The organism is Variovorax sp. 3319, from assembly GCF_031456585.1.
Classification (GTDB): Bacteria; Pseudomonadota; Gammaproteobacteria; order Burkholderiales; family Burkholderiaceae_C; genus Variovorax; species Variovorax paradoxus_P.
In genome coordinates, this window is the sequence record NZ_JAVDUZ010000010.1 from 260,595 (window position 1) to 274,154 (window position 13,560).

The 13,560-nt window shown below is 64.3% G+C and carries 11 protein-coding genes; 8 read left to right on the forward strand and 3 right to left on the reverse strand.

Annotated features, from left to right (window positions below; all coding sequences use genetic code 11):
• Positions 1 to 12 precede the first annotated feature (12 nt).
• Both J2X67_RS20850 and rsmA read left to right on the forward strand, forming a co-directional pair.
• Positions 13 to 1,422 carry a peptidylprolyl isomerase gene (locus J2X67_RS20850; RefSeq protein WP_309956049.1) on the forward strand — a complete coding sequence of 470 codons (1,410 nt, stop codon included), beginning with the start codon at positions 13 to 15 and terminating at the stop codon, positions 1,420 to 1,422.
• On the forward strand, positions 1,422 to 2,192 hold the full coding sequence (rsmA, locus tag J2X67_RS20855) for a 16S rRNA (adenine(1518)-N(6)/adenine(1519)-N(6))-dimethyltransferase RsmA (protein WP_309956051.1): 771 nt from the start codon (positions 1,422 to 1,424) through the stop codon (positions 2,190 to 2,192). Before J2X67_RS20850 ends, rsmA begins: the two co-directional genes overlap by 1 nt.
• A 266-nt stretch (positions 2,193 to 2,458) precedes the next feature.
• Here rsmA and J2X67_RS20860 read toward each other — a convergent pair whose 3' ends face one another.
• The 3 genes from J2X67_RS20860 to J2X67_RS20870 form a co-directional block, all read right to left on the reverse strand.
• A complete protein-coding gene (locus J2X67_RS20860) occupies positions 2,459 to 2,884 on the reverse strand; it encodes a barstar family protein (RefSeq protein ID WP_086012221.1) in 426 nt (141 codons plus the stop codon).
• A 50-nt stretch (positions 2,885 to 2,934) separates the two neighbouring features.
• Entirely contained in the window at positions 2,935 to 3,348 is a 414-nt protein-coding gene (locus J2X67_RS20865) for a ribonuclease domain-containing protein (protein WP_309956053.1), read from the reverse strand.
• A 180-nt stretch (positions 3,349 to 3,528) separates the two neighbouring features.
• Positions 3,529 to 5,871, reverse strand: coding sequence for an NADP-dependent malic enzyme (locus J2X67_RS20870; RefSeq protein WP_309956055.1), 2,343 nt, complete (start codon positions 5,869 to 5,871; stop codon positions 3,529 to 3,531).
• Positions 5,872 to 6,038: 167 nt separating this feature from the next.
• Between J2X67_RS20870 and J2X67_RS20875 the strand changes: the two genes are divergently transcribed.
• The 6 genes from J2X67_RS20875 to J2X67_RS20900 all read left to right on the forward strand — a co-directional run bounded on the left by J2X67_RS20875 (position 6,039) and on the right by J2X67_RS20900 (position 13,536).
• Positions 6,039 to 7,088, forward strand: coding sequence for an SPFH domain-containing protein (locus tag J2X67_RS20875; protein WP_309956057.1), 1,050 nt, complete (start codon positions 6,039 to 6,041; stop codon positions 7,086 to 7,088).
• 9 nt (positions 7,089 to 7,097) lie between these two features.
• Positions 7,098 to 8,576, forward strand: a complete 1,479-nt coding sequence (locus J2X67_RS20880) for a DUF4178 domain-containing protein (RefSeq protein ID WP_309956060.1) — start codon at positions 7,098 to 7,100, stop codon at positions 8,574 to 8,576.
• Positions 8,577 to 8,639: 63 nt separating this feature from the next.
• Positions 8,640 to 8,858, forward strand: a complete 219-nt coding sequence (locus J2X67_RS20885; RefSeq protein WP_015868006.1) for a DUF350 domain-containing protein — start codon at positions 8,640 to 8,642, stop codon at positions 8,856 to 8,858.
• Between the two features lie 16 nt (positions 8,859 to 8,874).
• Complete coding sequence (locus J2X67_RS20890) at positions 8,875 to 10,425, forward strand: polyamine aminopropyltransferase (protein WP_309956062.1); 1,551 nt, start codon at positions 8,875 to 8,877, stop codon at positions 10,423 to 10,425.
• 7 nt (positions 10,426 to 10,432) lie between these two features.
• The gene (locus J2X67_RS20895) at positions 10,433 to 12,043 is read left to right on the forward strand and encodes an NAD(P)-binding protein (RefSeq protein ID WP_309956063.1); all 1,611 of its coding nucleotides are present in this window, start codon (positions 10,433 to 10,435) and stop codon (positions 12,041 to 12,043) included.
• 140 nt (positions 12,044 to 12,183) lie between these two features.
• Positions 12,184 to 13,536, forward strand: coding sequence for an esterase-like activity of phytase family protein (locus J2X67_RS20900; RefSeq protein ID WP_309956065.1), 1,353 nt, complete (start codon positions 12,184 to 12,186; stop codon positions 13,534 to 13,536).
• The last annotated feature ends 24 nt before the right edge of the window (positions 13,537 to 13,560 follow it).

Here is a 13,560-nt window from a genome sequence, read left to right on the forward strand (position 1 = left end):
TTGAGCAACGCCATGAAACACATCCGTTCCATCATTACCCTGAGCTGCCTTGCGGCGCTGGCTGCAACGTCGGGCGCGCAGGGCCTGCGTCCCAGCGGCGGCGGCGGCATCACGGACATCATGCGCGCGGGGCCGCGCCTTGCGCCCCCGGTGCAGCGCAGTGCGCCTCCCGCCGCGGCGCCCGTGCAGCGTTCGGCTGAATACATTGTTGCCCTGGTCAATTCCGAGCCCATCACCAACACCGAGGTCCAGACCCGCGTCATGCGCCTCGTGCGCGAAAATCCCGAGGCCGAACGCCTGCCGCGTGCCGAGCTCACGCGCCTCGTGCTCGAGCGCCTGATTTCCGAGCGAGCCCAGCTCCAGTTGGCGAAGGAAAACGGCATCAAGGTGGACGACGTGGCGATCGACCAGGCCGAACAGACCGTGGCGCGCCAGAACGAACTCAGCGTTGAAGAACTGCGCCGCCGCGTGGTCGCCGAAGGCATCACTGCACGCCAGTTCCGCAACGACCTGCGCGACCAGCTGCTGCTCACGCGCCTGCGCGACCGCGAAGTCGAATCGAAGGTCAAGATCAGCGATTCCGAGGCCGACGAATACCTGCGCGACCAGCGCAACTCGCCCACCAAGGACGCCGCCCTGCAGAACATCAACCTTGCGCAGCTGCTCGTGGCCGTGCCCGAGAACGCCACCAGCGCACAGGTCGCTACGCTGCAGCAAAAGGCGCAGGGCCTTGCGCAGCGCGCCCGTTCGGGCGAAGACTTTGCCAAGCTGGTGCAGGAAAACTCCGATTCGCCCGACCGCGCCAACGGCGGCGCCATCGGCATGCGCAGCGCCGACCGTTATCCGACGCTGTTCGTCGAAGCCATCCAGTCGACGCCGGTCAACGGCATTGCGGGGCCCATCCGTTCTGGTGCGGGCTTTCATGTGCTGAAGGTGCTGGCCAAGGCCCAATTGGGCGCCATGGATGCAACCGTTACGCAAACCCAGGTGCGCCACATCCTGCTGCTCAACGATCCCAAGCGCACAACGGCGCAAGCGGTTGCACAGCTGGCGGAATTCAAGCGCCGCCTGCAAGCCGGCTCGGCCGACTTTGCAGGCCTGGCGCGCGACAACTCGCAAGACGCCAGCGCCAAAGAGGGCGGCGACCTCGGTTGGTCGCGCCCCGGCCAGTTCGTGCCTGAATTCGAAGAAGCCATGGACCGCCTCGCGCCCGGCCAGATCAGCGACCCGGTGGTGTCCCGCTTTGGCGTTCACCTGATCCAGGTCGTCGGCCGCCGTGAATCCAAGCTCACCCAATCCGAGCAGCGCGAAGCCGCACGCGCCGTACTGCGCGAGCAGCGGGTCGAGGAAGCTTTCACCACCTGGGTGCAGGAAGTGCGCGCGCGCGCCTACGTCGAATACCGCGAGCCGCCGCAGTCCTGATGGCACACATCGCCAGGAAGCGGTTCGGGCAGCACTTCCTGTCCGACGGAGGCATCATCGATGCGATCGTGCACGAGATCGCGCCGCAGCCCGGCGACGCCATGGTCGAGATCGGCCCGGGGCTCGCGGCGCTCACGCAGCCGCTGGTCGAACGGCTCGGGCGCCTCACGGTGGTCGAGCTCGACCGCGACCTGGCCAAGCGGCTGCGGGACCACCCGCAGCTGGACGTCATCGAATCAGACGTGCTCAAGGTCGATTTTGGCGAGCTGGCCGCGCGCTTCCCGACGCCGCTGCGCGTGGTCGGCAACCTGCCCTACAACATCTCGACGCCCATTCTTTTCCATCTGCTGGGCTTCGCGCACCTGATTGCCGACCAGCATTTCATGCTGCAGAAGGAAGTGATCGACCGCATGGTCGCCAAGCCTGCTACTTCTGACTACAGCCGCCTGAGCGTGATGTTGCAGTGGCGCTATGAGATGGAAAACGTGCTGTTCGTGCCGCCGGAAAGTTTTGATCCGCCGCCTCGCGTCGACAGCGCCGTGGTGCGCATGGTGCCGCTGGCCCAGCCGCCGGCCGTCAATGCCGCACGCCTTGCAGAAATCGTGCAGGTCGCGTTCAGCCAGCGCCGCAAGATCATGCGGCATACGTTGGGCAAGTGGCTCGAGGAGCACGGCTTTGCCGGCGAATTCGATGCCCAGCGAAGGGCCGAAGAAGTGCCCGTGGCCGAATACGTGGCCTTGGCACAGGCCGTGCCTCCCGAGATCAAATAAAAAAAGCCCGTCGAAACGGGCTTTTTATTGCGGGTGGAGCGAGTCCTATGCTGCTGCGAGCCAGTAGCCCGCGTTGAAGGGGCTGCTCATGCGCAATGCGAGCGGCGAAACGTCGACCAGTTTGTCGGTCGGCATTTTTTCGCCTTCCGGCTCCGTGCCGGTTGCCGCTGCAGCTGTGCCGCCATTGATTTCGATGCCATCGAGTGCTGCGCCGTTCGGCTGAGCCTCGTTCGCCCGTTCTGCTTGGCTGGTGTGTGCAGAACGGGCTACAGAAAAGAATAGAAGCACCGGAACGGGACTTTTCGGTCTCCCCAGTAGTCGGAGGCGTCGCGGAAGATGTCGAGCAGTTGCTCGCGGGCTTCCTTGTCGAACTTGGCGTTGGCCGGGATCTGCTCGAGCACGATGACAAAACCGGGCTGCGGGCCCGATTTATGCAACGGGTCGGTCATGCAGTCGTACAGCGCGTCGAAATTCTTGCCGAAGTGCGCCGGAAAGGTGAACTGCTGCGCGATGAGGTCGAGAACGTCCTGCTTGGTCTGGGCGTTGCCCAGGTTGGCGTACAGGAAGTGCTGGCCGGCTGCGTTGGCGGCTTCCTGCAGGTCGTTCACGCGGAACGCACGAATCGATTGCACGATGTTCGGGCGTACGGCACGAAGGGATAAGGTCATCTCCGCTGGTCTTTCCATAGTCATCATCATTTCTTCGGGGCGCTTCGGGGCGCCGCTCAAATCGTTGTCATCGCTCATGGTGCAATCCGTCTGAAACTCGCGTAGTGGTCTGCCGTATACCAGCAGGCCTCGGGTGTGGTGCGCTGTTCACCGCCGCAGACAATGCGCCGTGCACCGCGATCGCGCGAGCCGGGTGTTGCCACCGTGTACTCGCGGTAGTGACCGCGCCGCGCTGGCGGCAAAAGACGCTCGCGATTGCCAAATACCGTGCCGTCCTTTTCGTATCGGAAGGGGCCGCCACTCAGAATGGCTTCGTAGGTTCGCTGGCCCTGTACCGGCAATTCGGACAGTGCGATCGATTCCTGGGCGGGCTTTCCGGTGCCGAACCACTCGCGGCGGGCCTCGGCCCCCGTCGCCAACGCCACCAGCACAAAGCCGGTGAGCGCAAACTTAGTGACAGAGGACGTGATCGAGGCGTAAGCCGCCATGGGGCACCACAAGAAAAGAGCGGGGTTCCGAATTGCAGGAAACCATGGGGTTAACCCGCAAATTCAAGCCCGCGAGTGTGCACCACGCTGGCGAAAATAGCAAGTGACTGCCCAAAGTTTGAGCAGTGGGAGAGAGCGGAGAGTGGCGCCCTAAGTGGGTGACCACTCTCGCCAAATGACCTATCGCTCTGCGTTTGCGTCAGCGACTGTCAAGGCTGTCATGTTCACGATGCGCCGAACAGTTGCGCTGGCCGTGAGAATATGCACAGGTTTGGCGGCGCCGAGCAACACCGGGCCGATTGCGATATTTCCGCCTGCCGCAGTCTTGAGCAGGTTGTAAGAAATATTGGCTGCATCGATGTTTGGGAAAACCAACAGGTTGGCGTCTCCCGCCAGAGCGCTGTGCGGCATGACGATCGCGCGCTGCTTGCTGTCGAGCGCCACGTCGCCGTGCATTTCGCCGTCCACTTCGAGCCAGGGCGCTTGAACGCGCAGCAGGTCGAGCGTCTTGCGCATCTTGACCGCGCTGGGCTCGTTGCTGGTGCCAAAGTTGGAATGCGACAGCAAAGCGGCCTTGGGCTTGAGGCCGAACCGCATCATCTCCTCGGCGGCCATGGTCGTGATTTCGGCCAGTTCCTCGGGCGAGGGGTCGTAGTTGACGTGGGTGTCGACCAGGAACACCTGCCGGTCGGGCAGCAGCAGGCCATTCATGCAGGCGTACACCGGCACGTCCTGCGGGGTGCTTTCGCAGCCGCCCGGGCGCTTGCCGATCACCTGGTCGATGTAGTGCAGGTGGATCAGCGTGGTACCCCAGGTACCGCAGATCATGCCGTCGACCTCGTCCTTGTGCAGCAGCATGGCGCCGATCAGCGTCAGGCGGCGGCGCATTTCGATCTTGGCGGTTTGCACCGTCTGGCCCTTGCGCTCCGTCATGCGGTGGTAGGTCTGCCAGAAGTCGCGGTAGCGGTGGTCCTGCTCGACGTTGACGATGTCGTAGTCGAGCTCTTCCTTCAGGCGCAGGCCGAACTTCTCGATGCGCTGCGCAATGATGGCCGGACGGCCGATCAGCGTGGGGCGTGCAATGCCTTCGTCCACCACGATCTGCGCGGCGCGCAGAACGCGCTCTTCCTCGCCCTCGCAGTACGCCACGCGCTTCTTCTGCGCCCGCTTGGCGGCGTCGAAGATCGGCTTCATGGTGGTGCCCGAGGCGTAGACGAAGCTCTGCAGGCGATCGCGGTACGCGTCCATGTCCTTGATGGGACGCGTGGCCACGCCGCTTTCTGCCGCGGCCTTGGCCACCGCCGGAGCAATCTTCATCATCAAGCGAGGATCGAACGGCTTCGGAATGAGGTATTCAGGGCCAAAAGACAGCTTTTCGCCGACGTAGGCGGCAGCTACGCGCTCGCTCTGCTCGGCCTGGGCCAGGTCGGCAATGGCGTGCACCGCAGCAATTTCCATCTCGTCGGTGATGGTGGTGGCGCCCGAGTCGAGTGCGCCGCGGAAGATGTACGGAAAGCACAGGACGTTATTGACCTGGTTCGGATAGTCGGTGCGGCCCGTGGCCATGATCACGTCAGGGCGCACCGCATGGGCGTCTTCAGGCGAGATTTCGGGGTTCGGGTTGGCCAGCGCAAAGATCACCGGCCTGGGTGCCATCTTGGCCACCATGGCGGGCTTGAGCACGCCGCCTGCAGAGAGGCCCAGGAACACGTCGGCGCCTTCGATCACCTCGGCCAGCGTACGCGCCGTGGTTTTCTGCATGTACTGGCGCTTGTCGTCGTCCATGAGCTCTTCGCGGCCTTCGTAGACCACGCCGGCCAGGTCGGTCACGAACACGTTCTCGCGCTTCAGGCCCACCTTGAGCAGCAGGTTCAGGCACGCCAGCGCCGCGGCGCCTGCGCCGGAGGTCACCAGCTTGACCTGGGTGATGTCCTTGCCCGCCACCTTCAGGCCGTTGAGCATGGCCGCCGCCACCGTAATGGCCGTGCCGTGTTGGTCGTCATGGAACACCGGGATCTTCATGCGCTTGCGCAGCTCGCGCTCGACGTAGAAGCAATCGGGGGCCTTGATGTCTTCGAGGTTGATGGCGCCGAAAGTCGGCTCCAGCGCTGCAATCACCTCGACCAGCTTGGCCGGGTCTTTTTCGTCGATCTCGATGTCGAACACGTCGACGCCGGCGAACTTCTTGAAAAGCACGCCCTTGCCTTCCATCACCGGCTTGGCCGCCAGCGGGCCGATGTCGCCCAGGCCCAGCACCGCGGTACCGTTGGTGATTACCGCCACCAGGTTGCCGCGCGCCGTGTATTTGAAGGCGTTGGCCGGGTCCTTGACGATTTCCTCGCAGGGCGCGGCAACGCCGGGCGAATAGGCCAGCGACAGGTCGCGCTGGTTCACCATCTGCTTGGTCGCGGCGATGGCAATCTTGCCCGGCACCGGAAGCTCGTGATATTCGAGGGCTGCGCGACGCAACTCGGCGCGCTTGTCTTCGGGCGTAGGGGTCGATGAGTTCGTCGAATCGGACATGTGCCGTTGCTCCTGGTGGCGCTTCTTCTGGGGGCGCCGATTGTAGACCTCGGCCCATCGAGCCATATGCCACATGGCAAGGCACAAGGCATGCCGAAAGCAACACGGCCTGTCAAGGCGATGTGGCAATATGCGCAGTCTGTAAAAAAATTCGACGAGGAGCAGCCATGGCCCTGATGGATTTCATCAAGAAACAGTTCATCGACATCATCCAGTGGACCGAGACTGGCGATGGCACGCTCGCCTGGCGTTTCCCAATGGCGGAGATGGAAATCCAGAACGGCGCCTCGCTCACCGTGCGCGAGTCGCAAGTGGCCGTTTTCGTCAACGAGGGTCAGGTGGCCGACGTGTTCGGCCCCGGCATGTACAAGCTCACGACGCAGACGCTGCCCGTGCTTACGTACCTCAAGAACTGGGACAAGCTCTTCGAATCCCCCTTCAAGAGCGACGTGTACTTCTTCAGCACGCGCCAGCAGGTTGACCAGAAGTGGGGCACGCCGCAGCCCATCACCATTCGCGACAAGGATTTCGGCGCCGTGCGCCTGCGCGCCTTCGGCAACTATTCGTTCCGCATCGGCGACGCAAAGCTCTTTCACACCGAAATTTCCGGCACGCGCGACATCTACAGCGTGGCCGACCTCGACGGCCAGCTGCGCGGCCTGGTGTTGCAGAACATCAGCAACGCCATTGCCTCCAGCGGCGTGCCCTTTCTCGACCTGGCGGCCAACCAGATCCAGTTTGCGCAGGCGCTTGCCGCCCAGTTGGTGCCCGAGTTCGAGAAGATCGGCATCAAGCTCGAGAACATCACGGTCCAGAACGTCTCGCTGCCCGAAGAGCTGCAGAAGATCCTCGACCAGAAGATCGGCATGGGCATGGTCGGCAACGACATGGGCAAGTTCATGCAGTACCAGACGGCGCAGGCCATTCCCAAGTTTGCCGAGGGTGCTGGCAACGGCGGCGGCATCGCGGGCGACGCCATGGGTCTTGGCGCCGGCGTGGCGCTTGGCCAGGTGCTGGCGCAAAACCTTGCGCAGGGCCTGAGCCCCAATGCAGCAGCCCAGGCCGCGGCAACGCAGCAGCAGCCGGCGGTTGCCGTGGTGAGCCCCAACGACGTCATGACCACGCTGGAGAAACTCGGCGAACTCAAGGCCAAGGGCATCCTCACGCAGGAAGAGTTCGACGCCAAGAAGGCGGAACTGCTCAAGAAGCTGGTCTAAGCACCGGCAATGGCTGAGCAACCAGGCGCCCAGCGCGCCTACCGTGCGCCCTGCCCCGGCTGCGGCGCACCGGTCGAATTCCGTTCCGCGCAATCGACGCATGCGGTGTGCCCGTACTGCCAGAGCACGGTCGTGCGCCAGGGCGACACGCTCGCGCGCATCGGCAAGATGGCCGAGCTGTTCGACGATTTCAGCCCGCTGCAGCTGTTTGCGGCGGGCCGCATCCAGGGCAAGCCGTTCACCATCGTCGGGCGGCTGCAATACAGCAACCCCGGCGGTCGCTGGACCGAATGGATTGCCGCACTCGACGGCGACCGCACCGGCATCCTCAGCGAGGACAACGGCGCCTATGTCTTTGCGCTGCCCTTCGAGCTGCAGCGCGACGCGCCGCCGCCAACCGACCTGCGCGTGGGCGCGACAAGCGCGTTCAACGGCCAGAGCTACACCGTTTCGTCGAACGAACAGGTGGCGCTGCTTTCCGCCCAGGGCGAGCTGTCGCATCTGCCGGAACTGGGCCGTTCGTTCCCCATGGTCGAACTGCGCAGCGGCAACGGGCTGGTGCTCAGCCTCGACTACAGCACGCACCCGCCCAGCGCGTACCTGGGCCGCTCGGTACAGCTCGAAGACCTGCAGCTCACCGGTCTGCGCGACGAGTCCGCCAAGGACGAAAAAGGCCGCGCCTTCAACTGCCCCAATTGCGGTGCGCCCGTTACCGTCAACCTGGCCGACAGCAAGAGCATTACCTGCGGCTCGTGCAACAGCATCATCGACCTGTCGCACGGCATCGGCGGGGAGCTGAGGCACGCCGAGCAGAACGAACCCGTTCGTCCGCTCATCGCCATCGGCAGCGTGGGCCAGCTGCAGGGTGCGCAGTGGCAGGTGGTGGGCTTCCAGCACCGCATGGGCACGGAGCCCGGCGACGACGAGCATTTCGGCTGGAGCGAGTACCTGCTTTACAACAAGAAGCGCGGCTTCAGCTTCCTGGTCGACGCCGAAGACGGCTGGAGCATGGTCAAGCCGACCACCGGCGCGCCCGTCATGGCCGAGAACGGCAGCAGCGCCACCTATCTCGGCAAACGCTACACCCAGCAATACGCCTACAACGCCGAAACCACCTACGTGGCGGGCGAGTTCTACTGGCAGGTCGAGCGCGGGCAGAAAACGTTCAATCGCGACTTCGCCAGCGGCAACTCGCTGCTGTCGATGGAGCGCTCGGCCAACGAGCTGACCTGGTCTTCGGGCAGCAAGCTCGACAGCGGCGCGGTGTCCGCGGCGTTCAAGCTCGACGACAAGAAGGACATGTTCGTGCGCGGCGACGCATTGCCCGTCAGCGCTGCATCGGGCCTGGGCTGCGGCACGATCATCCTCATCGCGATCATCGTCATCGTTCTGCTCATCATCCTGAGCACCTGCAGCAGCTCGTCGAGCGGGTCGCGCAGTTCGGGCGGCTCGTACGGCGGCTACTCGAGCGGAGGCGGCCACAAATGAAGAACGCAACCAGGTTCGCGTCGATGACACTCACTACTACTGCTACTACGACTGGAGGTCCCCATGGGATTTGAATGGCTGAAACCGGGCGTGGTCCTCGGATCGCTCGTGTATGCGCTGCTCGGCGTGCTGATCTTCTGGCTTTGCTTCTTAATCATCGACAAGCTCACGCCCTATGACCTGTGGGGCGAGATCGTCGAGAAGCAGAACGTCGCGCTGGGGCTGGTGGTCGCGGCGATGAGCCTGGGCATCTGCGTCATCGTGGCGGCGGCAATTCATTAGCGCTTCGTTGGCTTCCGTGGATGCTCCTGCCAGCCCGGCGCGGCCGGCCAAGGGGCCGCAGCCCGTTGAAATTGCGCTGCTCGCCAGCGTGTTCGTGGTGGCCGCCTGCGGCCTCGTCTACGAACTGACCGCCGCAGCGCTGAGCTCCTACCTGCTAGGCGATTCGGTGCTGCAGTTCAGCACCATCATCGGCACCTACCTGTTCGCCATGGGCGTCGGCTCGTGGCTCTCGCGCTATTTCGAGCGGCAACTGCCCGCGCACTTCCTTCGCATCGAGCTGCTCGTCGCGCTCGTCGGCGGCGCGCTGCCGGCCATTCTGTTCCTGGCGAATGCCTATGTACCCGGCGCGTTCCGCCTGCTGCTCTACGGCCTTGTGATGGTGGTGGGCACCCTGGTGGGGCTCGAGATACCGCTTGTGATGCGCATCCTGAAGCGCAACATCCAGCTCAAGAACCTCGTGTCGCAGGTGCTCACCTTCGACTATCTTGGCGCGCTGGCGGTGTCGGTCGCCTTTCCGCTCATCCTGGTGCCGCAGCTCGGCATGATCCGCACGGGGCTCCTGTTCGGCTTCATGAACGCGGCCGTGGCCGTGTGGGCGCTATGGCTGTTTCGCCACGAACTGCGCCGCATGGGTGCGCATGCGCTGGCCTGCTTTCTTGCGCTGGCTGCGCTGATCGGCGCCTTTGTGTGGGCCGACCACATCACCACCCTGGCCGAAGACAAGTTCTACCAGGACCGCATCGTGTTCAGCGCCACTTCGCCTTACCAGCGCATCGTGGTCACGCGCGGGCAACTCGGCCACCGTCTTTTCCTGAACGGCAACCTGCAGTTTGCGGAGCGCGACGAATACCGCTACCACGAGGCGCTCGTTCATCCGGCAATGGCCGCCCATGGCGCACCGAAGAAAGTCGCGGTGCTCGGCGGTGGCGACGGCATGGCGGTGCGCGAGATTCTGAAATACCCCTCGGTCGAATCGGTCACGCTGGTGGAGCTCGACCCGAACATGACCCGGCTCTTCACCGATCATGAAACGCTGGCGGCACTCAACGGGCATTCGCTGTCTTCACCCAAGGTGAAGGTCGTCAATACCGATGCCTTCCAGTGGCTGCAGCAGCCAGGAGACATGTTCGACGTCATCGTGGTGGACTTTCCCGACCCCACCAACTTTGCCATTGGCAAGCTCTACACCAACAGCTTCTATTCGCTGCTCGAAAAGCGTCTTTCCGCAAGCGGCTACGCGGTCATCCAGACCACCTCTCCGCTGGTGGCGCGCAAGAGCTACTGGACCGTCGCAACGACCATCGAATCGGTCGGGCTGAAGGCCACGCCGTATCACGCGCACGTGCCGAGCTTTGGCGAGTGGGGCTACATCATCGCCAGCCGCCGCCCGTACCGCATGCCCGATGCGCTGCCTTCCGGCCTGCGCTTCCTGGCACCGTCCACGCTACCACTGATGTTCGACTTTCCGCTCGACATGGCGCGCGTGCCCGCGGAGGTCAATCGCCTGTCGAACCAGACCCTTGTCACCACCTACGAGCAGGAGTGGGGCAAGGTCATGGCGCACTAGCCCCGGCATGCAGCGGCGCGATTTTCTGGGCGTGGCAGGTGCGGCAGGCGCATTGGCGCTCGCCGGCTGCGAGGCGCCGCAGCCAACCATCGAAGGCGGCTTCACCGGCATCGACATGGCGCGAGGCCACGCGATGCGGGATGGCGCGCTCAAGAGCCAGACCCCCGCAACCGTAAAGCGCGCCCGCGTGGTCATCGCCGGAGGTGGAGTCGCGGGTCTTGCGGCTGCGCGCGCCTTGCGGCTTTCAGGCATCGAAGACTTCGCCCTGCTCGAACTCGAAGACACCGCTGGAGGCAACTCGCGCGGCGGCACGGTCAACGGCATTGCGTGCCCGCTAGGCGCACATTACCTGCCGGTGCCCGACGACAACGCCCGCGAAGTGCAAGACCTGCTCGAAGAGCTGGGCCTGCGCCGCCGCGTGTCGGGCCGCTGGGAATATGACGAGCGCCATCTTTGCCACAGCCCCCAGGAGCGCCTGTTCTTTCGCGGCGAGTGGCAAGACGGCCTCTTGCCCGTTCATGACGTTGGTGAAAGCACCCATGCCCAGTACCGCAAGTTCGCGCAGCGAATCGAGGCACTGCAGCACGCCGAGCATTTCGCTATTCCCACGCTCAAGGTGGCGGTATCCGCCGAGCTGCTCGCGCTCGACGCCGTTCCGTTCGAACGCTGGCTCGACAGCGAAGGCTTCAGCGATCCGCAGCTTCGGTGGTACCTCGACTACTGCTGCCGCGACGACTACGGCGCCGGCATTGCCCATGTTTCAGCCTGGGCCGGCATCCATTACTTTGCCAGCCGGCACGGGTTTCATGCGCCGGGTTCATCGGGCACCGGGGCCGACTCGAATCCCGAGCGCGACGGCGTACTCACCTGGCCTGAGGGCAACGGCTGGCTCACGAAACGGCTTGCAGAGCCCCTCGGTCACCGGCTGCACGCCGGTCAGGTCGTCACGCGAATCGCCGATTTGCGGGGCGGAATAGAGGTCGATGCATGGGACGCTCAAGCTAAATCTCTGGTGCGCTGGCAGGCCGAGCGCTGCATCGTCGCACTGCCGGTGTTCATTGCCGCCCGCATCGTCGAGAACGCGCCAGAGGTGCTGCGCAACGCCGCCACGCACACGCGCTATGCGCCGTGGCTGGTCGCCAACGTGCACCTGAGCGGCCCGTTTGCCGACCGCCCCGGCGCCGCGCCGAGCTGGGACAACGTGGTCTATGGCACGCGGGGCCTGGGCTACGTCGATGCGCGCCACCAGACGCTCGACCCCACGCCGCGCGGCACCGTCATCAGCTGGTATCGCCCTCTTGGCCCCAGCCGCTACGACGCGCCCGACGGCCGCCGTGTGCTGCAGGAGCGCCCCTGGAGCGGCTGGCGTGACGATCTGCTTGCCGAACTCTCGGTGCCACACCCAGACCTGCCGCGGCTGGCAACCCGCGTCGAGATCACCCGCTATGGGCACGCCATGGCCATTCCCACACCGGGCTTGCTGGCACGGCTGGGGCCCGCGCACCGCGGCCCCATTGCTGCCGGCCGGCTCTCCTTTGCGCATGCGGACTGGTCGGGCTATTCGATTTTCGAAGAAGCCTTCACGCGCGGGCATGTTGCGGGCATGGGCGTCGCGTAAAGATCTTTGTCGCGGTCGCTGCGTTCTGCGCAGTGGCGAACAAGCCCCCGCTCCAGTTCTGAGCGCCGCATGTCATGGCCGCGTCACGCGGCGTCGGCATGGTCTCGCGTTTCGACTGAAACCTCTCTCTGCTTGCTCCCATGACGCGCATCGCTTCCCTCTCCTTCATCGCCCTTGCCGCCGCATTCGTTTGCGGCAACGCCGCCGCACAAACCGCCTTTCCCGCCACGCTCGCTGGCCATGCCGTTCTACCCGCGCAGAGCTTCGTGGGCGCGCCCAAGGATGCGCCGGCAGATCTGCAAGTCAGCGGCAAATTCACCTCGGGCAGGCGCGTCGAGGCGCTGGGCACGGTTGAAGGTCTCTCGGGTGGACGCGGCACCGGCGTGTCGGTCCCCTTCAAGGGCCAGCCGCTGCAGGGCCACTCGGGCATCAAGAAGATGGACGACGGCTCGTTCTGGATCATCACCGACAACGGCGCCGGTGCCAAGGCTAACTCGCCCGACTTCATGCTCTACCTGAACCACTACAAGGTGGACTTCAAGAGCGGCAAGTTCAACCGCCTCGAAACCGTCTTTCTGCACGACCCCGACAAGAAGGTGCCCTTTCGCATCGTTCACGAAGGCACGAAGCAGCGCTACCTGACGGGCTCCGACTTCGACCCCGAGAGTTTCCAGTTCGCGGGTGGCGCGATGTGGATCGGCGATGAGTTCGGCCCTTTCCTGATCAAGGCCGACCTCAAGGGCAAGGTGCTCGCGGTGTTCGATACGCTTGTCGATGGCAAGGCCGTGCGCTCGCCGGACCATCCCGCGGTGACGACGCCGGGCGCACCTGGCGGCGCGGTCGATTTCCAGATCAAGCGCTCCAAGGGCTTCGAGGGCATGGCGGCGTCGAAAGACGGCAGCAAGCTCTATGCGCTGCTCGAAGGCCCGGTGTGGAACGCCGATGCGAAGGACTACGAGAAGCAGGACGGCAAGGAAGCGCTGCGCGTGCTGGAGTTCGACGTGGCCTCGGAAAAGTGGACCGGCCGCCACTGGAAGTACGCACTCGAAACCAACGGCAATGCCATCGGCGACTTCAACATGATCGACGGCACCACGGGCCTCATCATCGAACGCGACAACGGCGAAGGCACCAGTGACAAGGCCTGCCCTGAAGGGCAGAAGCGGACCGACTGCTTCCACGACATCGCCAGGTTCAAGCGCGTCTACAAGGTCGAATTGAACGATGCCAACGTAGGCGGCGCAGTGCGCAAGATCGGCTACATCGACCTGCTGAACATTGCCGATCCGGCCGGACTCGCGCGCAAGCCGCTCAACGACGGTGTGCTCAAGTTTCCGTTCTTCACCATTGAGAACGTCGATGTCGTCGACCCCACCCACATCGTGGTCGGCAACGACAACAACCTGCCGTTTTCCAGCAGCCGCGAGCCGAACAGGGCGGACGACAACGAACTGGTGCTGCTCGAAGCGGGCGCGTTGCTGCAGGCGAAGTAGCCGGGGTCTGCCAGGGTCTCGATA

Bases quoted from the DNA above. Each gene is read 5' to 3' on its own strand.
- J2X67_RS20850 (WP_309956049.1), top strand. From the start codon at position 13: ATGAAACACATCCGTTCCATCATTACCCTGAGCTGCCTTGCGGCGCTG.
- J2X67_RS20860 (WP_086012221.1), bottom strand. From the start codon at position 2,884: ATGACTATGGAAAGACCAGCGGAGATGACCTTATCCCTTCGTGCCGTA.
- J2X67_RS20875 (WP_309956057.1), top strand. From the start codon at position 6,039: ATGGCCCTGATGGATTTCATCAAGAAACAGTTCATCGACATCATCCAG.
- J2X67_RS20865 (WP_309956053.1), bottom strand. From the start codon at position 3,348: ATGGCGGCTTACGCCTCGATCACGTCCTCTGTCACTAAGTTTGCGCTC.
- J2X67_RS20885 (WP_015868006.1), top strand. From the start codon at position 8,640: ATGGGATTTGAATGGCTGAAACCGGGCGTGGTCCTCGGATCGCTCGTG.
- rsmA (WP_309956051.1), top strand. From the start codon at position 1,422: ATGGCACACATCGCCAGGAAGCGGTTCGGGCAGCACTTCCTGTCCGAC.
- J2X67_RS20895 (WP_309956063.1), top strand. From the start codon at position 10,433: ATGCAGCGGCGCGATTTTCTGGGCGTGGCAGGTGCGGCAGGCGCATTG.
- J2X67_RS20900 (WP_309956065.1), top strand. From the start codon at position 12,184: ATGACGCGCATCGCTTCCCTCTCCTTCATCGCCCTTGCCGCCGCATTC.
- J2X67_RS20880 (WP_309956060.1), top strand. From the start codon at position 7,098: ATGGCTGAGCAACCAGGCGCCCAGCGCGCCTACCGTGCGCCCTGCCCC.
- J2X67_RS20870 (WP_309956055.1), bottom strand. From the start codon at position 5,871: ATGTCCGATTCGACGAACTCATCGACCCCTACGCCCGAAGACAAGCGC.